This is a genomic window from Hydrogenophaga electricum, assembly GCF_030160815.1.
Classification (GTDB): domain Bacteria; phylum Pseudomonadota; class Gammaproteobacteria; order Burkholderiales; family Burkholderiaceae_C; genus Hydrogenophaga; species Hydrogenophaga electricum.
The window spans coordinates 8,641-29,474 of sequence record NZ_BSPB01000023.1; the positions used below are offsets into that span (position 1 = coordinate 8,641).

Annotated in this window: 16 protein-coding genes and 2 pseudogenes; 13 read left to right on the forward strand and 5 right to left on the reverse strand. The window is 63.6% G+C overall.

Annotation, left to right across the window (positions count from 1 at the left end):
• The 13 genes and pseudogenes from QQK43_RS13910 to QQK43_RS13970 form a co-directional block, all read left to right on the forward strand.
• Positions 1-358 (forward strand): annotated as a pseudogene (locus tag QQK43_RS13910) (SDR family oxidoreductase); the annotation flags it as partial.
• A gap of 43 nt (positions 359-401) precedes the next feature.
• Complete coding sequence (locus QQK43_RS13915) at positions 402-1,766, forward strand: flavin-containing monooxygenase (protein WP_234266591.1); 1,365 nt, start codon at positions 402-404, stop codon at positions 1,764-1,766.
• Between the two features lie 18 nt (positions 1,767-1,784).
• On the forward strand, positions 1,785-2,714 hold the full coding sequence (locus tag QQK43_RS13920) for a bile acid:sodium symporter family protein (RefSeq protein WP_284308248.1): 930 nt from the start codon (positions 1,785-1,787) through the stop codon (positions 2,712-2,714).
• Complete coding sequence (locus QQK43_RS13925) at positions 2,711-3,751, forward strand: SDR family oxidoreductase (protein WP_284308249.1); 1,041 nt, start codon at positions 2,711-2,713, stop codon at positions 3,749-3,751. Before QQK43_RS13920 ends, QQK43_RS13925 begins: the two co-directional genes overlap by 4 nt.
• Positions 3,748-4,665, forward strand: coding sequence for an EamA family transporter (locus QQK43_RS13930; protein WP_284308250.1), 918 nt, complete (start codon positions 3,748-3,750; stop codon positions 4,663-4,665). Before QQK43_RS13925 ends, QQK43_RS13930 begins: the two co-directional genes overlap by 4 nt.
• A 114-nt stretch (positions 4,666-4,779) precedes the next feature.
• Positions 4,780-5,061, forward strand: coding sequence for an acylphosphatase (locus QQK43_RS13935; protein ID WP_284308251.1), 282 nt, complete (start codon positions 4,780-4,782; stop codon positions 5,059-5,061).
• Positions 5,062-5,115: 54 nt separating this feature from the next.
• Positions 5,116-5,937, forward strand: a complete 822-nt coding sequence (locus tag QQK43_RS13940; RefSeq protein WP_284308252.1) for an NYN domain-containing protein — start codon at positions 5,116-5,118, stop codon at positions 5,935-5,937.
• On the forward strand, positions 5,934-7,649 hold the full coding sequence (locus tag QQK43_RS13945; protein WP_284308253.1) for a class I SAM-dependent DNA methyltransferase: 1,716 nt from the start codon (positions 5,934-5,936) through the stop codon (positions 7,647-7,649). Before QQK43_RS13940 ends, QQK43_RS13945 begins: the two co-directional genes overlap by 4 nt.
• Positions 7,639-9,021 (forward strand): restriction endonuclease subunit S, encoded by a 1,383-nt coding sequence (locus QQK43_RS13950; protein WP_284308254.1) that lies wholly within the window; start codon positions 7,639-7,641, stop codon positions 9,019-9,021. Before QQK43_RS13945 ends, QQK43_RS13950 begins: the two co-directional genes overlap by 11 nt.
• Entirely contained in the window at positions 9,018-10,310 is a 1,293-nt protein-coding gene (locus QQK43_RS13955; protein ID WP_284308255.1) for an FRG domain-containing protein, read from the forward strand. Before QQK43_RS13950 ends, QQK43_RS13955 begins: the two co-directional genes overlap by 4 nt.
• A 123-nt stretch (positions 10,311-10,433) precedes the next feature.
• On the forward strand, positions 10,434-11,432 hold the full coding sequence (locus QQK43_RS13960; protein ID WP_348533536.1) for a Fic family protein: 999 nt from the start codon (positions 10,434-10,436) through the stop codon (positions 11,430-11,432).
• 199 nt (positions 11,433-11,631) lie between these two features.
• Positions 11,632-14,814: a type I restriction endonuclease subunit R gene (locus tag QQK43_RS13965; RefSeq protein ID WP_284308257.1), complete on the forward strand. Its 3,183-nt coding sequence runs from the start codon at positions 11,632-11,634 to the stop codon at positions 14,812-14,814.
• A 35-nt stretch (positions 14,815-14,849) separates the two neighbouring features.
• Positions 14,850-15,569, forward strand: a complete 720-nt coding sequence (locus QQK43_RS13970) for a hypothetical protein (RefSeq protein WP_284308258.1) — start codon at positions 14,850-14,852, stop codon at positions 15,567-15,569.
• Between the two features lie 153 nt (positions 15,570-15,722).
• Here QQK43_RS13970 and QQK43_RS13975 read toward each other — a convergent pair.
• From QQK43_RS13975 to QQK43_RS13995, 5 genes and pseudogenes are all read right to left on the reverse strand, one after another.
• Positions 15,723-15,863 (reverse strand): annotated as a pseudogene (locus QQK43_RS13975) (hypothetical protein); the annotation flags it as partial.
• Between the two features lie 63 nt (positions 15,864-15,926).
• A complete protein-coding gene (locus QQK43_RS13980) occupies positions 15,927-17,165 on the reverse strand; it encodes a type II toxin-antitoxin system HipA family toxin (RefSeq protein WP_284308260.1) in 1,239 nt (412 codons plus the stop codon).
• A complete protein-coding gene (locus QQK43_RS13985) occupies positions 17,149-17,457 on the reverse strand; it encodes a helix-turn-helix domain-containing protein (RefSeq protein WP_284308261.1) in 309 nt (102 codons plus the stop codon). The genes QQK43_RS13980 and QQK43_RS13985 overlap by 17 nt, the downstream gene beginning before the upstream one ends.
• 54 nt (positions 17,458-17,511) lie before the next feature.
• Complete coding sequence (locus tag QQK43_RS13990; protein ID WP_284308262.1) at positions 17,512-18,657, reverse strand: ATP-binding protein; 1,146 nt, start codon at positions 18,655-18,657, stop codon at positions 17,512-17,514.
• Positions 18,658-19,040: 383 nt separating this feature from the next.
• Positions 19,041-20,720: an anti-phage dCTP deaminase gene (locus QQK43_RS13995; protein ID WP_284308263.1), complete on the reverse strand. Its 1,680-nt coding sequence runs from the start codon at positions 20,718-20,720 to the stop codon at positions 19,041-19,043.
• Between the last annotated feature and the right edge of the window lie 114 nt (positions 20,721-20,834).

The window sequence follows — 20,834 nt, forward strand, 5'->3', positions numbered from 1 at the left end:
CAGCAAGGGCGGCCTGATCCGCTACCTGGAAAGTCTGCGCGCCGAATACCGCGGCACGCCGCTGAGCGTGCACACCGTCAGCCCGGGCTACCTGCGCACGCCGCTGACCGCCGGCAACCGGTTCGCGATGCCCGGCCTGATGGAGGCCGACCAGGCGGCGCGCGCGCTGCTGCAGGGCGTGGCGCGCGGGCGCGAACACATCGTGCTGCCGCGCCGCATCGGCTGGCTTTCGCGCCTGCTGTCGGCCCTGCCCGCGCGCTGGCACGACCAGCTGCTGCGCGGCCAGCCGCGCAAGCCCCGGCCGGGTGAGGCGGGCAGCACGCCCATTCCCGGGCTGGTGCGCCCGCCGGACCGCTGAAGCGCCGGGTCCCTTTCCCGCAACCTGCCCCTACACAACAACGATGCGAGACAACGATCCCCAGGCGGCCACCACCGCCAGCCCCACCTTCGCGGCGGGCGTGCCCACCGAACAGATGATCGCCCTCATCGGCGCCGGCCCGTCGGGTCTGGCCGGTGCGCGCTGTCTGCAAAAGCTCGGCATCCCGTTTCAGGGCTTCGAGGCCTGGAGCGACGTGGGTGGCCTGTGGAACATCGCCAACCCGCGTTCCACGGTGTACGAATCGGCCCACCTGATCTCCAGCAAGCGCACCACGGAGTTCAGCGAATTCCCCATGCCCGAAGGCACGGCCGACTACCCCAGCCACCGCGAGCTGTGCCGCTACTTCAGCGACTTCGCCGACCACTTCGACCTGCGCCGGCACTACCGCTTCAGCACCCGCGTGCTGCGCGTCGAACCTGTCGACGACACGCCGGCAACCCCCTGGCGCGTGACGGTGCAGCACGCCGACGGCAGCGAACACAGCGCGGTCTACCAAGGGGTGGTCATCGCCAACGGCACGCTGGCCGAACCCAACATGCCGCGCTTTGACGGGCAGTTTGCCGGCGAGCTGCTGCACACCTCGGCCTACAAGCGCGCCGAACAGTTCAAGGGCAAGCGCGTGCTGATCGTCGGCGCCGGCAATTCGGGCTGCGACATCGCGGTCGACGCGGTGCACTACGCCGCCAGCGTCGACATCTCGGTGCGCCGCGGCTACTACTTCGTGCCCAAGTACATCTTCGGCAAACCGGCCGACACGCTGGGCGGCAAGAAGCCGCTGCCGGCCTGGCTCAAGCAGCGCATCGACAGCAAGGTGCTGCAGTGGTTCACCGGCGACCCGGTGCGCCTGGGCTTCCCCAAGCCCGACTACAGGATGTACGAATCGCACCCGGTGGTGAATTCGCTCATCCTCTATCACCTGGGCCATGGCGATGTGCGCGTGCGGCCCGACATCGCGCGCTTCGACGGCCACACCGTGCACTTCAAGGACGGCAGCCAGGGCGAGTACGACATGGTCATGGCCGCCACCGGCTACCTGCTGCACTACCCCTTCATCGACCGCGCCCACCTCAACTGGCAGGGCATGGCGCCGCGGCTGCACCTGAACATCTTTTCGCCCAAGTACCAGCGCCTGGCCGTGCTCGGCATGATCGAAGCCAGCGGCATCGGCTGGCAGGGCCGCTACGAACAGGCCGAGCTGGTGGCGCGCTACTTCCACGCGCTGGACGCGGGCACGCCCGCCGCGGCGCGTTTCGGCGCCGCCATCCAGGGCCCGCCGCCCGACCTGAGCGGTGGCTACAAGTACCTCAAGCTCGAACGCATGGCGTACTACGTGCACAAGGACAGCTACCGCCATGCCGTGCGCCAGGCCGCGGCGGCGTTGGCCTGAGGCCCACCGGAGACGCCCATGATGCTGCCCGTTGACGAAATCCGGCTCAACTTCAACCCCGCCTCGCTGGCGCTGCTCAACGCGGTGCTGGGCTTCCTGATGTTCGGCATCGCGCTGGACACGCGGGTCGACGACTTCCGGCGCGTGCTGCGCATGCCGCTGGCCATCAGCGTCGGCGTGGCGGCGCAGTTCATCGTGCTGCCCGCCGTCACCTATGTGCTCACGCGCCTGCTGGGTGTGGGCCCGAGCGTGGCGCTGGGCATGATCCTGGTGGCCTGCTGCCCGCCGGGCAACGTGTCCAACATCCTCACCCACCGCGCCAAAGGCAACGTGGCGCTGTCGGTGTCGATGACCGCCATCTCCAACGCCATCGCCATCGTGGTCATGCCGCTGAATTTCGCTTTCTGGGGCAGCCTGCACCCCGAGGCCTCCGGGCTGCTCAAGACCATCGCGCTCGACCCGCTGGAAATGGTGGGCCACATCGTCGCCATCATCGGCCTGCCCTTCGTGCTCGGCCTGTGGTGCGCGCACCGCTTCCCGGCCTTCACCCAGCGCGTCAAGCGCGGCGTGAGCATCCTCAGCTTCGTCGCGCTGATCGGCTTCATCCTCGGCGCCATCGCCGGCAACTGGCGCTTCTTTCTCGACTACGTGGGCCTGGTGCTGCTGGCCGTGGCGCTGCACGACGCGCTGGCCTTCGGCACCGGCTACCTGTGTGCGCGCGTCACCGGCCTGCAGGACTACGACCGCCGCGCCGTCAGCATCGAGGTCGGCATCCGCAACGCCGGGCTGGGCCTGGTGCTGATCTTCAGCTTCTTCGGTGGTCTGGGCGGCATGGCCGTGGTGGCCGGCGTCTGGGGCTTCTGGGACATCATCGCCGGCCTCGCGCTGGCCGGATGGTGGGGCCGCCGCAAGGCGGTGGGCACGCCGGCCGCAGAGGTGGTGCTGTGAGCAACGGCGCACACACCCCGCGCGCGCGCCGCATCCTGATCACCGGCGGCGACGGCTTTCTGGGCCGGGGCCTGGTGGCCGCGCTGGCACAGCGGCCTGACACCGACGCCATCGTCGCGCTCGACGTGCGCGAAGTGCCGGCCGAGCGCCGCCAGCCCGGCGTGGCCTACCGCGTGCAGGACGTGCGCAACCCTGCGCTGGCCGACACGCTGCGCGAACACGCCATCGACACCGTGGTGCACCTGGCCTCCATCGTCACGCCCGGGCGCGACTCCAGCCGCGCCTTCGAATACGACGTCGACGTCAACGGCACCCGCAACGTGCTCGCCGCCTGCGTGGCGCAGGGCGTGCGGCATGTGGTGGTGTCTTCCAGCGGCGCGGCCTACGGCTACCACGCCGACAACCCCGACTGGCTCACCGAGGCACACCCGCTGCGCGGCAATCAGAGTTTTGCCTACGCGCACCACAAACGCCTGGTCGAAGAGATGCTGGCGCAGTGGCGCATGGACCACCCGCAACTGGCGCAGACCGTGCTGCGCATCGGCACCATCCTGGGCGAGCGGGTCGACAACCAGATCACCGCGCTGTTTGAAAAGCCCCGCCTGCTCGCCGTGCGCGGCAGCGACAGCCCCTTCGTCTTCATCTGGGACCAAGACGTGGCCGGCGCCGTGCTGCACGCGCTCAACGGCGCACCCCCTGGCTGCTACAACCTCGCCGGCGACGGCGCGCTCAGCATCCACCAGATCGCCGCGCGCCTGGGCAAGCGCACGCGCAATCTCCCCGCCGGCCTGCTCACGGCCGCGCTGGCCGTGGGGTCGCGCCTGGGCCTCACGCGCTACGGCCCCGAACAGCTCGACTTTCTGCGCTACCGGCCGGTGCTGCTCAACACCGCGCTCAAGCGCGATTTCGGCTACACGCCGCGCAAGACCAGCGCGCAGGCGCTGGACGGTTTCATCCTGGCGCGCGCGCAGCAAGGCCGGCCGGTGCATGTGGGCGCACTGCCCGGCCCGCAGGCCCCGCATCAGGTCAAGGCATGAGCGGGCACAGCCCCCTCTCGCGCGGCGACCTGCTGCGCGCCCTGGGCGTCATCGTCATCTGGGGGCTCAACTTCGTCGTCATGAAGATCGGCCTGCAGTCGCTCAGCCCCATGATGCTCGGCGCGCTGCGCTTCATGGCCGCGTCGCTGCCCTTCGTGCTGTTCGTGGGCCGCCCCGCGCTGCCCTGGCGCTACGTCGTGGCCTACGGCCTGGCCCAGGGCGTGGGCCAGTTCGGCCTGCTGTTCCTGGGGCTGCGCCTGGGCATGACAGCGGGCATGGCCTCGGTCGTCATGCAGACCCAGGCCTTCTTCACGCTCATCATGGCCGCGGCCCTGCTGGGCGAACGCGCGATGCCCCGCCAGTGGCTGGGGCTGTCCATCGCCTTCCTCGGCCTGCTCATGATCGCCGGCGCGCACGGCGAAGGCGCCCTGCAGATGACGCTGGCCGGCTTCGTGCTCACCCTGGGCGCCGCCTTCATGTGGGCCGTGTCCAACCTGGTGGCGCGCCAGGCCGCGCGCGCCGGCGCCTACCAGCCCTTCCCCTTCATCGTCTGGAGCAGCCTGGTGCCCATCGTGCCCTTCCTGCTGCTGTCGGCCGCGGTCGATGGCCCCGCCAGCATGGCCGCGCAGCTCGCCGGCTTCGACGGCCGCGCCCTGTTCGCCGTGCTCTACCTGGCCCTGCTCGCCACCCTGCTCGCCTACAGCCTGTGGACCAGGTTGCTGCAGCGCCACCCGGCCGGCCGCGTCACGCCGTTTTCGCTGCTGGTCCCGGTGGTCGGCCTGGTCGCCGCCATGACCCTGCTGGGCGAAGTGCCCACGCCGCTGCAATGGGCCGGCACCGCCACCGTGCTGGCTGGCATGGTGGTCAACCAGAGTGGCGGCTGGCGCCCACTGCGGCGGCAAAATGCCACCTGACCACTCCACCCGTCCCCATTCGTCATTCCCGCGAACGCGGGAATCCACCTCCCATCGTCATTCCCGCTTTCCCCGTCATTCCCGCGAAGGCGGGAATCCACCCCTCCCCACCCCATGACCACCACCCGCCACCTGCGCATCACCGGCCACGTGCAAGGCGTGGGCTACCGCTGGAACATGGCGCAGCAGGCCAGGGCGCTGGGCCTCACCGGCTGGGTGCGCAACCGCCGCGACGGCAGCGTCGAAGCCCTGGCCACTGGCCCAGTCGATGCGGTGCAGGCACTCATCGACTGGGCGCAGCGCGGTCCGGCGATGGCGCGGGTGGAAGGCGTAGCGGTTGCCGAGGTGGAGAGCGGGGAAGTGCTGAGCGGGTTTGAGCAGCGGGAGACGGTGTAAGCCACCGGGCGCTGCCTATCATGTGAGTCTCCAACTCCAGGGAGGCTCGTACCGATGGCAAACCACCACCCCAGCGCAGACCACGAATCGCGCGTCGCCGTTCTGGTGGACTGCGACAACACCACCCCCGAAATCCTCGAATACGCGCTGCGCGTCGTGGCCCAGTTCGGGCGCGTCGTGCTGCGCCGTGGCTACGGCAACCACAGCACCCTGGCCAACAAGTGGCAGGAAGCGCTGGTCCGCCTGGCGTTCACGCCCTGCCTGCAATACCAGTACGCCGCCGGCAAGAACACGTCCGACATCGCCTTGGCGCTTGATGCCATGGAAGCCCTGTTCGACCAGCGGGCTGACACCTTCTGCCTGGTCACCAGCGATTCTGACTTCGCCTACCTCTGCCGCAAGTTGCGCGAGCGTGGTGCAACGGTGTACATCGTCGGCGAAGCCAAGAGCCCGGATGCGTTGCGCAATGCGAGTGACCAGTTCTTTGAATGGGTGAAGCCCGATCCCGTACCCGAGGACACGCCTGAGAAGGCGGTTACCAAAGAGCCCCCTGCCAAGGCCGACGGCGTCAAGAAAGACGCCAAGGAGGCGCCCAAACCTGTGGGTAAACAACGCCCAAGGTTCGTGGTGGACGCGGTCGCTCTGCTCACGGGCGACACCGTGGAAGGCAAGGTGGCACTCAGCCCTCTGGGCTCCTACCTTCGTCGCACCTACCCCTCGTTTTCGCCTCAGGCTTACGGTCACTCCGGTCTGCTCGATATGCTCAAGACCTACGACCTGCTGGAATTGGAAAAAGAGCCCAACGGCCACTGGTCGGCTCGGCCCGCCAAGAAACCCGATACCCCCACCGATAAGCTATCGCCCACCGCTGCATGAACCTCACCGAACAACAGTTCTTCGACGACCTCGAAAAGAAACTCTGGACCGCCGCCAACAAGCTGCTGCCCAGCCTGGACGCCGCCGTCTACAAGCACATCGTGCTCGGCCTGCTGTTCATCAAGTACGTGTCTGACGCGTTTGAAGAACGCCAGCAGGAACTCAAGGCCCAGTTCCAGGACCCGGCGCACGACTACTACATGAACCCGGCCGACTATCCCGGCACCTACGACGCCGACGTGGCCGCCGAGCTGGAGGTGCGCGACTACTACACCGAGAAAAACGTCTTCTGGGTGCCGCTGGAAGCGCGCTGGCAAACCCTGGTGGGCTGCGCCCAGCTGCTGCCCGGCGCGGCTCTGCCCTGGCCCCAGGCCGGCAAGGCCGAGCCCGAGAAGATGCGCACCGTCGGCTGGCTCATCGACAACGCCATGGAAGCCATCGAGCGCGAGAACCCCAAGCTCAAGAACGTCCTCAACAAGACCTTCGTCAACTCGCAGATCGAGTCGCCCAAGCTGGCCGAGCTGATCGCGCTGTTTTCTGACACCAACTTCCACGCCACCGAACACCGGGGCCAGCCGCTTAACCTCAAGGCCAAAGACATCCTGGGCCACATCTACGAATACTTCCTCGGCCAGTTCGCACTGGCCGAAGGCAAGAAGGGCGGCCAGTACTACACGCCCAAAGCCATCGTCGGCCTCATCGTCAACATGCTCCAGCCCTTCAAGGGCCGCGTGTACGACCCGGCCATGGGCTCCGGCGGCTTCTTCGTGCAGAGCGAAGACTTCATCGAACAGCACGCGGGGCTGACTGCCAAGAACCAGGGCAACAAGGCCAGCGGCCAGATCAGCGTCTACGGGCAAGAGAGCAACCCCACCACCTGGAAGCTCGCGGCCATGAACATGGCCATCCGCGGCATCGACTTCAACTTCGGCCCAGGCCCCGCCGACACCCTGCTCAACGACCTGCACCCCGACCTGCGGGCCGACTACGTCATGGCCAACCCGCCCTTCAACATGAAGGAATGGTGGAACGCCAAGCTCGAAAACGACCCGCGCTGGATCGCCGGCACGCCGCCCCAGAGCAACGCCAACTTCGCCTGGCTGCAGCACATGCTCTACCACCTGGCGCCCACCGGCAGCATGGCCCTGCTGCTGGCCAACGGCTCCATGAGCAGCAACACCAACAACGAAGGCGAAATCCGCAAGCGGCTGGTGGAAGACGATTACGTGGAGTGCATGGTGGCCCTGCCCGGCCAGCTGTTCACCAACACGCAGATCCCGGCTTGCATCTGGTTCCTCACCCGCGACAAGGCCAACGGTTTCAACCTCAGCAAAAAGAAGCGCGACCGGCGCAAGCAGTTCCTCTTCATCGACGCCCGCCAGATGGGGTACATGAAAGACCGCGTGCTGCGCGATTTCGCGCCAGCCGACATCCAGAAGATCGCCGACACCTTCCACGCCTGGCAACAGGGTGATGGGTACGAGGATGTGAAAGGCTTCTGCGCATCGGTGGGGCTGGACGACATCCGCAAGCACGAACACGTGCTGACCCCGGGGCGCTACGTGGGCGCCGAAGACCAGGCGGAAGACCTTGAGGCCTTCGCCGACAAGATGGCGCGGCTGACGGCACAGCTGGCGGGGCAGTTCACAGAGAGCGCGAAGCTGGAGAGTGAGATCAAGAAGAACCTGGCGGAGCTGGGATATGGCTTCTGAAATCGAGTGGTTCGAGAAGCCTCTCGGCGAAGTCACGAATAACCACGACGGGAAGCGGCGGCCCGTCAAGGAGTCGGAGCGCAAGAAAGGCCCGTTTCCCTACTACGGTGCTTCCGGGATAGTCGACGAGGTAGATGGCTACCTATTCGATGGCAGCTACCTGCTCATCGCAGAGGATGGCGAAAACCTTCGAACCAGACAAACACCCATCGCTTTCATGGCCCATGGGAAGTTCTGGGTCAACAACCATGCGCACATCGTCACCGGCACGGATGACGTCAGCACCGAATACCTTCATTACTTTTTGCAAGTCGCGGACATTCAGCCCTTTCTAACTGGCGCTGTGATGCCCAAGTTGACGCAAGGCAACTTGAATCGCATCCCTGTCCGCTATCCCCCGCCCCGTCATCAACGAGAGATCGTCAAGGTTCTCAAAGCACTGGACGACAAGATCGCTCTTAACCACCGCATCAACCAAACCCTCGAAGCCATGGCGCAAGCCATCTTCAAATCGTGGTTTGTCGATTTCGACCCCGTCAAAGCCAAGATCGCCGCCAAGGCCGAAGGCCGCGACCCGCTGCGCGCCGCGATGACCGCCATCAGCGGCAAACCCGACGCCGAACTCGACACCCTGCCCCCCGACCAGTTAGCCCCCCTCGCCGCCACCGCCGCGCTGTTTCCGGATGAGATGGAGGATTCGGAGCTGGGGGAGATTCCGAAGGGCTGGAGTGCTGCGCCTTTCGGTTCGATGCTCACACACACCATCGGCGGCGATTGGGGGGCCGATGTGCCGGACGCCACGAACGACACCCGTGTGGCCATCATTCGCGGCACAGATTTGCCCGATCTGGATCAGGCGCAGACGAACCGCGTGCCCGTCCGTTACACCACCCAGAAGAAGCTCGCGAGCCGGCGCATGCAGTTCGGCGACATCGTGCTGGAGGTTTCAGGTGGTAGCCGTGATCAGCCCACGGGCCGGTCCTTTCGGATGACCGCCAATGCGATGAACGAGTTTGACTGCCCGGTTGAACCGGCCAGCTTCTGCCGTTTGCTGCGCCCCGTCAGCCCAGAGATCGGCGTCATCCTCGGCCTGCACCTGTCGCACATTTATCAGCAGGGCAAGACCTGGGAGTACCAAAACCAAAGCACGGGAATCGCAAATTTCCAGACTGCGCATTTCCTCGAAGCGGAACTCGTGGCAAGACCGCCCAAAGCGGTTGCCGATGCCTTCTTCAAGATGGTCAATCCCATCTTGGAGCGACGTCACGATCCGCAGGGAAAGCGTTTGGCCGAATTACGGGATGCGCTGCTTCCGAAGCTGCTTTCTGGCGAATTGCAAGTCAACAGCACCGAGGTGGAGGTCACGGCGTGAGCGAGACCCTTCAACCACCAACGACGGCCCAGGAGTCCCCCGCCCCTAGCGACTACTTCTCGCAGATTCCGCGCTGGAACGCGGATGGTCAGACCAAGCGCTTCGAGGTGATGGCCGACGAACTGAGCGGACGCATTCCGGTAACACGTCTGGAAAGCTGGCGCGATTTCACCCAGTTGCTGGAAAGCGACTTCTTCAACCGCCACGGTGTGCAACTGGTCTTCCGCGGTCACCGTCGCCACGATTGGGGCCTGATGCCCACGCTGGGCCGGGTGACGACCAACGGCATCATCACCGAGGTGCTGGCAGACGATCAGCTGGACCGCTTCAGGCGCGCTGTGCGCGGTCGGCTCAGCGACACGGCTTTGGTGGACGAGCCGGATGAGTTGTGGTCCGTGGGGCAGCACCATGGACTGATGACGCCGTTGCTGGACTGGACCTATTCGCCCTACGTGGCCCTGTTCTTTGCGTTCCACAAGGAAGACGACAAGGACGAAAAGGACAACCCCTACCGCGCGGTGTACGTGCTGAACAAAAGCTTTCTGGTCGAGAACGAGGCCGAAACGGGCATTCGCGTGTTTGAGCCGCGCAAGGACCACCACGGCCGTCTGGTGAACCAGGCCGGGTTGTTCACCTTCTCACCCTACGACGCGACGCTGGAGAACAAACTGACCGACGTGCTGGCCGATGAGGACGGCTTCACCGACGAAGAGCTGCGTGCCGCCTCTGAAGAAGAGCAACCCGAGATCCTGGCCCGCTACATCTGCAAGATCTACATCAAGAACGAAGAGCGCGACGCCTGCGTGCGCCACCTGCGGCGCATGAACGTGCACCACGCCAGCCTATTCCCGGACCTGATCGGCGCATCGGACTACTGCAACATCCTCACGGCCGAGGCGGAGCAAGCGGCAGAGATTGCGCGCCAGGCAGCCAAGGCTGCGGCGAACGCTGCCACACCGACGCCGGAACCGTCGGAAGCTGCCTCCGAGGCGCAACCGGCGGCGACAGATGCGACCAAGAGCATCGAAGACGTGTTGCGCGCACCGGCAGAGGCCCAGCAGGTGGAGCCCGGCCGCATCCCGCTGATTGCGCAAGAGCTGGCCAAGGTGATCGCCAGCAACAGGGTGGTGGACTGGGACAAGCGCGAGGCTATCCAGGCACAGATGCGCACAGCCATCCGAGTGCTGTTGCGCAAGTACGGCTATCCATCGGTTTTGCGTGAGGCAGTTGTTGAGAAAGTCTTGGAGCAAGCCAAGATCACGACAGTGATCGACGGAGGGACTTTCTGATGCGTCCGATGAGTGTTCTGCCAAAGCCACCTGTTGAGGTACACGATGCCCTTTGATCGCCTGCAACCGTACAACGACCTCCCCTTACTTCCACCTGCAGTGGAGCTGGAAACCAGAGCGGTTTTGAAGGAAGCCATTGAGGCCAACCGCGTGCTGGCCAATCTGCGCGGCCTGGCGGCGCAAATACCGAACCAGGGCGTGCTGATCAACAGCATCGTGCTGCAGGAAGCGCGTTTGTCGTCGGAGATCGAAAACATCGTCACCACCAACGATGAGCTGTACCGGGCCGATGCCCATGGTGATGGCCAGACCGACGCGCACACCAAGGAGGTGCTGCGCTACCGCGAGGCCTTGAAGTTCGGTTTTGAAGCGCTGAAGGATCGCCCGCTGACCACGAACCTGTTTGTGGACATGGTGCGCATCATCAAGCAGCAAGATATTGGCGTGCGCCGCACCACCGGCACAGCGCTCAAGGATGCGGCGGGTGAGGTGGTCTACACACCGCCGGTGGGCGAGGCGCTGCTGCGCGACAAGCTGGGCAATCTGGAGCAGTTCATCCACGCCAACGATGGCCTGGACCCGCTGGTGAAGATGGCGGTGATGCACTACCAGTTCGAGGCGATCCATCCGTTTGACGATGGCAACGGCCGAACGGGGCGCATCCTGAACCTGCTGTTCCTGGTGCAGGCGGGCCTGCTGGACATACCGGTGCTGTTCCTGTCGCGTTACATCATGGCGAACAAGCCGGACTACTACGCCGGCTTGCGTGGGGTGACCGAGCAGCAGGCCTGGGAGCCTTGGCTGCTGTACATGCTGCGCGGAGTCACGAGCACGGCCCAGCAGACGTTCGACCAGGTGACCCGCATCCGAACGCTGATGGAGGAAGTGCGGGCGCGGGTTCAGCGTGAAGCGCCGGGCATTTACAGCAAAGACCTGATTGAGGTGATCTTTCGCCACCCGTACACCAAGATTCAGTTTCTGGTGGATGCGGGGCTGGCCAAACGTCAGACCGCATCAACCTATCTGCAGACCTTGGCTAGTTTGGGGGTGTTGAGCCCCCGGAAGATGGGCCGCGAGATGTACTACATCAACGAGGCCTTGTTCGCAGAGCTGGTGCGATGACCTGTTCAGGGAATCGACCTATTGGGAAAACATGTCGATTTTCTGTTGAAATTTCGACATGTTTTTTCGACGTGTCGAATGAATCAACATCCGGAAGTGCTTTAACGCAAACCCACGAAACGGGCTATTGGCATAAAAAGTACTTTGAAATCAATCATCTAGGTGGCTTAACACACCATTTGAGCAACCAGGGACGGGCATGCTGAACGAACAACAACTCGAAGACCTGTGCATCGGCTGGTTCCAGCAGGCGGGCTGGCAGTTTGCCCACGGGCCAGACATCGCGCCCGAAGGCGACCGGCCGGAGCGGGCGGACTTTGGGCAGGTGGTCTTGCGCGAGCGGCTGCTGGCGGCGCTGGCGCGCATCAACCCGCAGATTCCGGCTGCCGCGCTGGAGCAGGCGGCGCACACGCTGCAGACGGTGAGCGAGCCGCTGCTGGTGGTGCGCAACCGGGCGGTGCACCGGCTGCTGCTGGGCGGGGTGGACGTGAGCTTTGCCCAGGCCGATGGCGAGAGCAAGGTCAGCGATCTGGTCAGCCTGATCGACTTTGCACAACCATCGAACAACGAGTTTCTGGTGGTCAACCAGTTCACCGTGGCGGGCAGCAAGCAGCCGCGTCGGCCGGATCTGGTGGTGTTCGTCAACGGCCTGCCGCTGGCGGTGATCGAGCTGAAGAATCCGTCCAACGAGCAGACCGACATCTGGGACGCGTTCAACCAGCTGCAGACCTATAAGGACGAAGCGGCCGACCTGTTCAACTGCAACGCGGCGCTGGTGATCAGCGACGGCTTCACGGCCCGGGTGGGCTCGCTCACGGCCGATGCCGAGCGCATGCTGCCCTGGCGGACGATTGCCAACGAGAACGACCGCCCGCGCCTGCAGATGGAGCTGGAGACGCTGGTTCGCGGCTTCTTCAAGCCCGAGCTGTTCCTGGACTACGTGCGGCACTTTGTGCTGTTCGAGCAGGACGGCGACAGCATCGTCAAAAAGATCGCGGGCTACCACCAGTTCCACGCGGTGCGCGAGGCGGTGCGCGCCACCGTGATTGCCGCGCAGGATGCCGACAAGGGCCTGCTGGAGGTGCGCGAGGAACGCGCCACCTACGGCAAGGAGGTGCAACCGGGCTCGCGCAAGGCGGGCGTGGTGTGGCACACGCAGGGCTCCGGCAAGAGCATCACCATGGCCTGCTACGCGGGCAAGCTGCTGCAGCAGCCCGAGATGAAGAACCCCACCCTGGTGGTGGTGACCGACCGCAACGACCTGGACGGCCAGCTGTTCGGCACCTTCAGCGCCGCCAGCGACTTGCTGCGGACCACGCCGGTGCAGGCCACCGGGCGCGACGAGTTGCGGGACATGCTGGCCTCGCGCGAGGCGGGCGGCATCATCTTCACCACGGTGCAGAAGTTCGCCTTGCTGGAGGGAGAAGAGGTCCACCCGCTGCTCTCAGGCAGGTCGAACATCGTGGTGATGTCGGACGAGGCGCACCGCAGCCAGTACGGCATGAAGGGCCGGCTGGACACCAAGACAGGCAAGTACGTGTACGGCTACGCCAAGCACCTGCGCGACGCGCTGAAGAAGGCCACCTTCATAGGCTTCACCGGCACGCCGATTGCGCTGGAAGACAAGGACACGCGCGCGGTGTTTGGCGACTACGTCAGCATCTACGACATCCAGGACGCGGTGGACGATGGTGCGACGGTGCCGATTTTTTACGAAAGCCGATTGGCCAAGCTGGACGTGAAGCAGGCCGAGATCGACGCGCTCAATGCACAGGTGGATGAGGTCTTTGAAGATGAAGAAGACGTAGCCGTCCGCGAGAAGTCCAAAAGCGAATGGGCCGCGCTGGAAAAGCTGGTGGGTGCCGAGCCGCGCCTGCAGCAGGTGGCCAAGGACCTGGTGCAGCACTTCGAGGCGCGCATCAGCGTCATCGACGGCAAAGCCATGATCGTCTGCATGAGCCGCGAGATTTGCGTGCAGCTCTACAACGCCATTTGCGTGGGTGACGAGAAGACCAAAACCCCGCCTTTGAGGCCGGAATGGCACAGCGCCGACCCGGAGCAGGGTGCCATCAAGGTCGTGATGACCGGATCGGCTGCTGACGAGGCGCACCTGCAGCCACACATCTACACGAACCAGGTGAAGAAACGGCTGGAGAAGCGCTTCAAGGACCCGAAGGATGCCCTGAAGCTGGTGATCGTGCGCGACATGTGGCTGACGGGTTTTGACGCGCCGTCGTGTCACACCATGTACGTGGACAAGCCCATGAAGGGCCACAACCTGATGCAGGCCATTGCGCGGGTGAACCGGGTGTTCAAGAACAAGCCCGGCGGCTTGGTGGTGGACTACATCGGCATTGCCAACGAGCTGAAGGCTGCGCTGAAGGACTACACCGACTCCAAAGGCAAGGGCGACCCAGCGCACAACGCAGCCGAGGCGCTGGCGGTACTGATGGAGAAGATGGACATCGTGCGCGGCCTGATGCACGGCTTGGACTACAGCGCGTTCGCGACCAACGCGGTGCCGCTGCTGGTGCCGGCAGCGGAACACATCCTGGGCCAGAAGGACGGCAAGACCCGCTTCCTGGACACCATGACGGCGGTGAGCAAGGCGTTCTCGCTCTGCGGCACGCTGGACGAGGCCATCGAGCTGCGCCAGGAGATCGCTTTCTTCGCGGCCATCAAGGCAGCCATCAACAAGTTCACCACGGTGGACAAGAAGCGCAGCGATGCGGAGAAAAGCAGCGCGCTCAAACAGATACTGGACAACGCTATCGTGGCCGATGGGGTGGCCGACATCTTTGCGCTGGCGGGCTTGGACAAACCCAACATCGGGTTGTTGTCAGAAGAGTTCCTCGAAGACGTGCGGCAGATGAAGACCAGGAACCTGGCCGTGGAGCTGCTCGAAAAGTTGTTGCGCGACGAGATCAAGGCCCGGGCACGCAACAACGTGGTGCAGGAAAAGAAATACGGCGACCGGCTGCTGGAGACCCTGCGCAAGTACCACAACCGCGCCGTGGAAACCGCGCAGGTGATCGAAGAGCTGATCCAGATGGCCAAGGAGTTCCAGGCGGTGCTGGAGCGCGAAGCCGCACTGGGACTGAGCCCGGACGAGATTGCGTTCTACGACGCACTGGCCAACAACGAGAGCGCGGTGCGCGAGCTGGGCGACGACACCTTGAAAAAGATCGCCGTCGAAATCACCGAAAAGCTGCGCTCGAGCACGACGGTGGACTGGCAGGTGCGCGAGAGCGTGAGGGCTCGGTTGCGCATCCTGGTGCGCCGCACGCTGCAGCGGTGGAAGTACCCACCGGATCAGCAGACGGACGCCGTCGAGCTGGTACTGAAGCAGGCGGAAGAGCTGTCGAACGAATGGTCGAGATAGGAACCTGCAATGGGACGCTCATGAGTGGAAACAACATGCACGCCGAGACTTCTTCGGAGCCCATAAATAGAGTGACATGGACTTGGCAGGGGTTTCTAGCGGCGACGTCCGCCCTCGTGGGGGCGGCCGCAGTCCTCCTTCACCTGATTGGCAACGCGGTGCATCAGAGCTATCTCGACAAATGGGGCATCGACGCCGGTCAGTTTCCTAAGTCAACCGACTGGTTGGTGATCCAGGGCTATTACGGACTTTGGAACGCACTGGGTGTGGCGCTGTCGAGTCTCATGAGCAATGTGTTGTGGGTCATCGTCGCGGGGACGCTGCTGGCGCTTTATGTTGCTGCCTTGAAATCGAAATGGAATCCTCTGGAAGACTGGGAAAGCGAAATGCCGCGTTGGGTTGCTAGATGGCCGGAGTCGGTGCGTAAGGGACTGCTGCTGGCACTGATGGGCGGCTTCATTTCCATTGCCCTAATACCCGTGATGTTCTCGCTATTCGTATTCGCCGGTCTTCCGGCGCTTGTCGGACAAGGCATCGGGGAGGAACTTGCAGTGAGGCACGCACGTGACTTCTCGCGCGGGTGTGCCGCTTCAAAATCGGCGTGTATCCGGCTGCTGAAAGGTGGTGTCTTGGTGAGTGAGGGGTATTTGATCGATAGCTCGGGCTCGCATATCGCCCTACTGGATTCGACCCTGAAGAAGGCCCGTGTCATTGAGCGAGCAGGACTTGAGCTTCAAGCAACGCGATACCCGTAGCCCTGCACGATTCAAACGTTGTGTGTCTACAAAGCAAAAAGCCATAAGCGGCTGGTCGCTTATGACCGTAGGCCAATCCTTTGAAAATCAAAGACTTGGCTCTTTCTGTCAGTCACAAAAAGAGCTGGTTTGCAGAAAGGCTTGCAGAAACGATCAGACGTCGATGTTGCCGGCGCGCAAGGCGTTGGTCTCGATGAGGTCGCGGCGCGGCCCCACCTCGTCGCCCATCAGCATGGTGAACACGCGGTCGGCTTCGATGGCGTCGTCGATCTGCACACGCAGCTCGCGGCGGACTTAGGGGAGCCTGTCCCCCCGGGTCTCTATCGCGCCGGCGGCCGGTGGTGTGTTCGGTCGCCGCTATCGCCCGTATACCAGCCCCTCTACCCAAACTCCATTCAATTTCCCCAGCAGTTCAGCCGGCACCCGCTGATCCCCCCGCGCCGCCTCCAGCGTCGCGCGCATCGCCTCGGCAATGCGCTGCAGCGTTTGCGCGGGCTGGCTCACGCCACAGATGCGGCGCCCGAAGTCGATGAGTTCTTCGCGCGTGGGGTAGGCCTTGCTGTGGTGCCTGCCGGCGAACAGCTTGAGGGCCAGCGTGCGGTCGCTCAGCTCTGGCCCGCCGGGGTACTGGGTGTAGGTGTAGATGGCGGTGGTGACCACGTCGAACAGCGGGGCGAGCCGGATGTCGCTGGGGGTGCGGTAGAGCACGCCGAAGTTCTTGAGGTGGGCGTCGCCGTTGCGGACCATCACGGACAGGGCGACCTGCTCGAAGAAGCGATGCAGTTCGCGGGCCGGCAGCTGCAGCTGGCGCAACAGCTCGGCCACGCGCTGGTAGCTGCCCTGGTATTTGCGGTCTGACAGCACGTCGCGCACCCTCAGACCGGCCAGCGCCGCGATGTCTTCGAAACCCAGACGTTCGATGCGTCCGTCGGCAAGGGTGACGAGGTCGAAGCGGTCGAGGACGAGCATTTGCCCGTCGTGTGACAGATCAAAGCCCGGCGTCTCGATGCCGGCGCGGCGGGCAGCGCTCAGGCACAGAAACTCGTTGGCCGCGAGGCCCGGATAGGAAGGGCTGGCGGCTTTGACGATGAGCGAGGGAATGGGCACCGTGGGCCGGTCGGGCACCATGATCTTGGGTTGCATGCCGGCGATGCCGGCGCCGGTGCTCAGATAGGCAACCATGAGCTCGTTGAAAAGCTCGGGCGAGTAGCGGGTCTGCAGCAGTTCGGCTTTGCTCAGCGTCCTCGGCGCTGTGGGCTCGGGCATGTCGGGCAGGCTGTAGCCGAGTCGCCCAATGCCGTTGCGGCCCACCAGCGCCAGCAGGTGCATGGGCGTCATGGGCTGCTTGGGAAACAGCTGCCGGATCTTCATGAACAGATCGCCTTCGGGCAGGTTCTGGTCCATGGGCGGGAACAGGTCGCCGTCCTGCCAAGTCAGGCGTTCGCTGGCGGGCATGAGCAGCGCCACCGAGGGCTGGGCCGGGTCGGCGTCCAGGTAGCGGAATTCGTAGGTCGAACCTTTGAGCAACTGACCCGCCTGGGGATGGTCGCCGATAGCGACCTGCAGCTGACGCAGCTTTTCAGGCAGCGGGGCCATGGCCAGTCTTCCCGCTGTCGTCCAAGGGCTCGTCGTCGTCCATCTGGAAGCGCCGGGCCACCTCGGCGGCCGTCGGCAGGCCGGCCTTTTCGAGCCGCAAAGACAGGCCGAGTGCACCCAGCACGGCCAGCAGCGACGACACGGTGGTGTCTTCTCCGGCTTCGAGCCGGTAGACGACTTCGCGCACCTTGCCGGCCTTGGCGGCCAGCTCGGACTTGCTCAATCCCAAGGCCTCCCGCTGCAAACGCAGCTGAGCGCCCAGCTCGTCGGGAAGGCGGATATTGTCAGTCATGGCTTGCATTTTTGTCTTTCGAAGACATTTTTGCAAGTCATAACTTACATATGTTCAGGTGAGCAACGCCGTCAGCGGCACCGCTTCCACCTCCGACGCCAACGCATATCGGTGCAGCCCGGGATACACCACATACAGCGCATCCAGCTTCAGGTCTTCCAGCGCGATGCGCATGCTGGGCGTCAGCTTGGGTGCATCGCTGCGCTTGAACTCCACGCCGATGCGACGGTTGTCCTTGAACAGCAACAGGTCCAGCTCAGCCCCTTGGTGGGTGGCCCAGAAGTAAGCCTGATCGGGCTGGGCGATGCGCAGCACCTGCTCCAGCGCGAAGCCCTCCCAGCTGGCACCGCACAAGGGGTGCGCCAGCAGCTGCGGCAACGTCCGGATGCCCAGCAGCGCATGCAGCAGGCCGGTGTCGCGAAAGTAGATCTTGGGCGCCTTCACCTGCCGCTTGGCCAGGTTCTCGTGCCAGGGCTGCAGCTGACGAACCATGAAGGTCTGGGTCAGGTAGTCCAGATAGCGCCGCACGGTTTGTTCGCTGATGCCCAGCGAGCGCGCGGGCTCGGCGGCGTTCCAGGTCTGGCCGTGGTAGTGCGCCAGCATCTGCCAGAAGCGCGTCATCAACGGCGCGGGGGCGTTCATGCCCAGCAGCGGCAGGTCACCGCTCACATGTCGCTGGATGGCGGCGTGGCGCCACTGGGTGCTGACGGCGTCGTCCGGGGCCAGGTAGGCGGCCGGGAAGCCGCCGCGCAGCCAGAGTTGCTGCAGGGCTTCCGGGTCGGTGCCAGTCTCGCTGATGTCGAAGCCGCCAACCTCCAGCGTGACCGCGCGGCCGAGCAGCGATTCGCTCTTGTGCATTACGCGCGGCGCGGCGCTGCCCAACAACAGGTACTGGCCGTTCAGGTGCATGCGATCGGGCCGGTCCATCAGCACGCGCAGCGTTTCGGGCAAGGCGGGCAGGTGCTGGATCTTGTCGATCACGACCAGCCCGTTCAGGCCGGCGAGCGTGCTCATCGGGTCGGCCAGACGCTGGCGTGAGAGCGGGTCTTCGAGGTCGAAGTACTGGGGGCTGGCAACGTCGATGAACTGCCGCGCCAGCGTGGTCTTGCCGACCTGCCGCGGGCCGACCAGCTCGACCGCGCGGAAGGAGTTCAGCAGCCCGGTGAGCTGGGAAGTGAGTTGGCGGCGCTCGATGAACATGCCGCCACGATATCAAACACCATGAAATTCGGTGATGCCATAGCGGAATTTCATGGTCTTTGTCGGATGACAGGGAAAGTGAAAAGTGACCCGTTGATCTTCAATGGGTTTTTTCAGCAACCTTGTCAGCGATCAAGTCCCGAGTGACACAGATCGTGAAAAAGGCCGGCACCCCTGCCAAGACAAGTGAAAAAAACGTGACAGCTTATTTTCGCAAGCTGTCAAAGTAGTTGTTGGCGATACTCCGGTAGACGGACATATCGTGCTCAGATGCCCCTTCAATCGCCGACAACGGTTGGACGACACCTGGTCTCGCTTTGGCAGCGGCATCGTCGCGCTGAGTCGCCTCAGTGGTGGTCTTCAGGACGGACAACAGCCGCAGTTCAAGCTGTTGGCTCGCTCTGTTTTGATGCTTTGTCATGTTGGTCCTCACTAGGCAGAAGGCTAGGTAGCTGAAGGTCGTGGTTCTCGATTTCTGCAACGACAACCTCTTCGAGACGGGGGATCGCCTTGAGGCTGACCTGAGTCATGGGGATGGCCTCGATGCGCCCCTTCAATGCTAGCACCCCACGCTCCTTTCGAGTACCGCCCTCGAACAACTCTATGAAGCGGCGCGGTGCAATGCCGTCAAACTGACGAACCTGAACCTTGCCGCCCGCTTCGGTCGCTTCGGTGAGTGAGTCGTTGTGGAGACGGGTGGCCAAGCTCTTGCGGTAGGGCTCGATGTAGTGGATTTCCGAGATGCCCGCTGCCACCAGATGTCTGGCGCAGGAGTGACACGGATAGGTCGTAACGAAGATTTTGCCGCCTACAACCCGATCACCCGCGACGCGACTTGCCCCGAGAACTGCGTGCATTTCAGCGTGTACTGCCCGCGAAAACTCAATGAGGTCTTTGACACGGGTATCCCCAAGAATGGCGCTGACGGCTTGGTCCTTTTGCTCCTTGTTCAGCACACCGCTGCCGATCAGGCTCGCTACCACCTTGTCCGCGATGGCACTCTTTTCGGTGTCGTTATGGCAGCGCCCACCGATTTGGGCGAAGCAGCGCTCATCCTCCGCCGGCCTATCCGATTGAGGCCGCAACAGTCCACTTCCGACAGGCTTCATCCCGTAGAGACCGCCACCGCTCTGAGGCACGTCGTTCCATCCAACGGCCAATAGCTCGCCTGTGGAGCTGGTCACGGCGGCGCCCACCTGGCGAGACATGCATGCTGAGTTACGGGCTGCTGAGGCAGCTGCGTACATTGCAGTCTCTTCGGGGGTAGGGGTGATCACGCTGGTTCGGAATATCAGATCGAAGAAGCGACGGATTCGCTCGTTCAATTGAGCAACCGCCTTCGGTTCCGCGGGCCCTACCACGGAGTGTTCTACTCGCAAGAAGAAGTCGCATCGATGAAAGGTGTCTCGCACGGATTGCCCATGGTTGAACTCTTCGCCAGAGTCTGTATCGATAAGTTGGGCAATCTCTTGGCTGGTCAACTTTCCTGGTCGCTCAAGATTCGCGTGGCGAAGCTCCAGTGGCGAGAACACTCCCACAGCAAACAGCGCATCGCCATATATGAGACGGAGCAGGTCTAGCTCAGCCTTGTTCTTGACCGAGTCGATGACGTGACAGATCCGTTGATTCCGGATCTTCACAGAGCCCTTTTGGCTTTCTGCAACTACATCTTCGAATGGGCCGAAGTGTTTGTTGCGGTCGCCGCCGATTTTCGCGATAGCAAGTTTGGCCAGTACGTCCGCCCCGTATTCCTTCCGAAGCGCGTCACCAATAGCGATAAGTGAGTTGATCTCACGGAACTTGGACGAGGTGTCGACTGCAATGTCAACCTTCTTGGAATTTAGCCTGATCAGTTGGCTCAGTCGAACGGTCACGGTCTGATAGTTGAACTCCCTCAACGTGTTCGTGATTTGAGTAGCGGCCTCATGCAACGGAGAGCCTATAGGGCCGCACAGGGCAATCACCAACTCTGGCGTAAGGCTACCGGCCGCTTCGCCGGTAGCATCAACCTTCCGAGATTGAGCGCTTGGAACTGAGCTCTGTACTTGGGCCAAAGCTGACATAACTATCCCTTCTTTGTTTAAGAGGTGCAATCATCTCAACAACTGCATGAAGCAACACTAGCGATGCGCCTAGACGTATAGACAGAAATTATCTGATACCCCGTCAGTTTGGAG

Coding starts and splice junctions, on each gene's coding strand:
- QQK43_RS13950 (WP_284308254.1), top strand. CDS start 7,639: ATGGCTTCTGAAATCGAGTGGTTCGAGAAGCCTCTCGGCGAAGTCACG.
- QQK43_RS13935 (WP_284308251.1), top strand. CDS start 4,780: ATGACCACCACCCGCCACCTGCGCATCACCGGCCACGTGCAAGGCGTG.
- QQK43_RS13940 (WP_284308252.1), top strand. CDS start 5,116: ATGGCAAACCACCACCCCAGCGCAGACCACGAATCGCGCGTCGCCGTT.
- QQK43_RS13990 (WP_284308262.1), bottom strand. CDS start 18,657: ATGTTCATCGAGCGCCGCCAACTCACTTCCCAGCTCACCGGGCTGCTG.
- QQK43_RS13915 (WP_234266591.1), top strand. CDS start 402: ATGCGAGACAACGATCCCCAGGCGGCCACCACCGCCAGCCCCACCTTC.
- QQK43_RS13970 (WP_284308258.1), top strand. CDS start 14,850: ATGCACGCCGAGACTTCTTCGGAGCCCATAAATAGAGTGACATGGACT.
- QQK43_RS13980 (WP_284308260.1), bottom strand. CDS start 17,165: ATGGCCCCGCTGCCTGAAAAGCTGCGTCAGCTGCAGGTCGCTATCGGC.
- QQK43_RS13920 (WP_284308248.1), top strand. CDS start 1,785: ATGATGCTGCCCGTTGACGAAATCCGGCTCAACTTCAACCCCGCCTCG.
- QQK43_RS13995 (WP_284308263.1), bottom strand. CDS start 20,720: ATGTCAGCTTTGGCCCAAGTACAGAGCTCAGTTCCAAGCGCTCAATCT.
- QQK43_RS13945 (WP_284308253.1), top strand. CDS start 5,934: ATGAACCTCACCGAACAACAGTTCTTCGACGACCTCGAAAAGAAACTC.
- QQK43_RS13965 (WP_284308257.1), top strand. CDS start 11,632: ATGCTGAACGAACAACAACTCGAAGACCTGTGCATCGGCTGGTTCCAG.
- QQK43_RS13985 (WP_284308261.1), bottom strand. CDS start 17,457: ATGACTGACAATATCCGCCTTCCCGACGAGCTGGGCGCTCAGCTGCGT.
- QQK43_RS13930 (WP_284308250.1), top strand. CDS start 3,748: ATGAGCGGGCACAGCCCCCTCTCGCGCGGCGACCTGCTGCGCGCCCTG.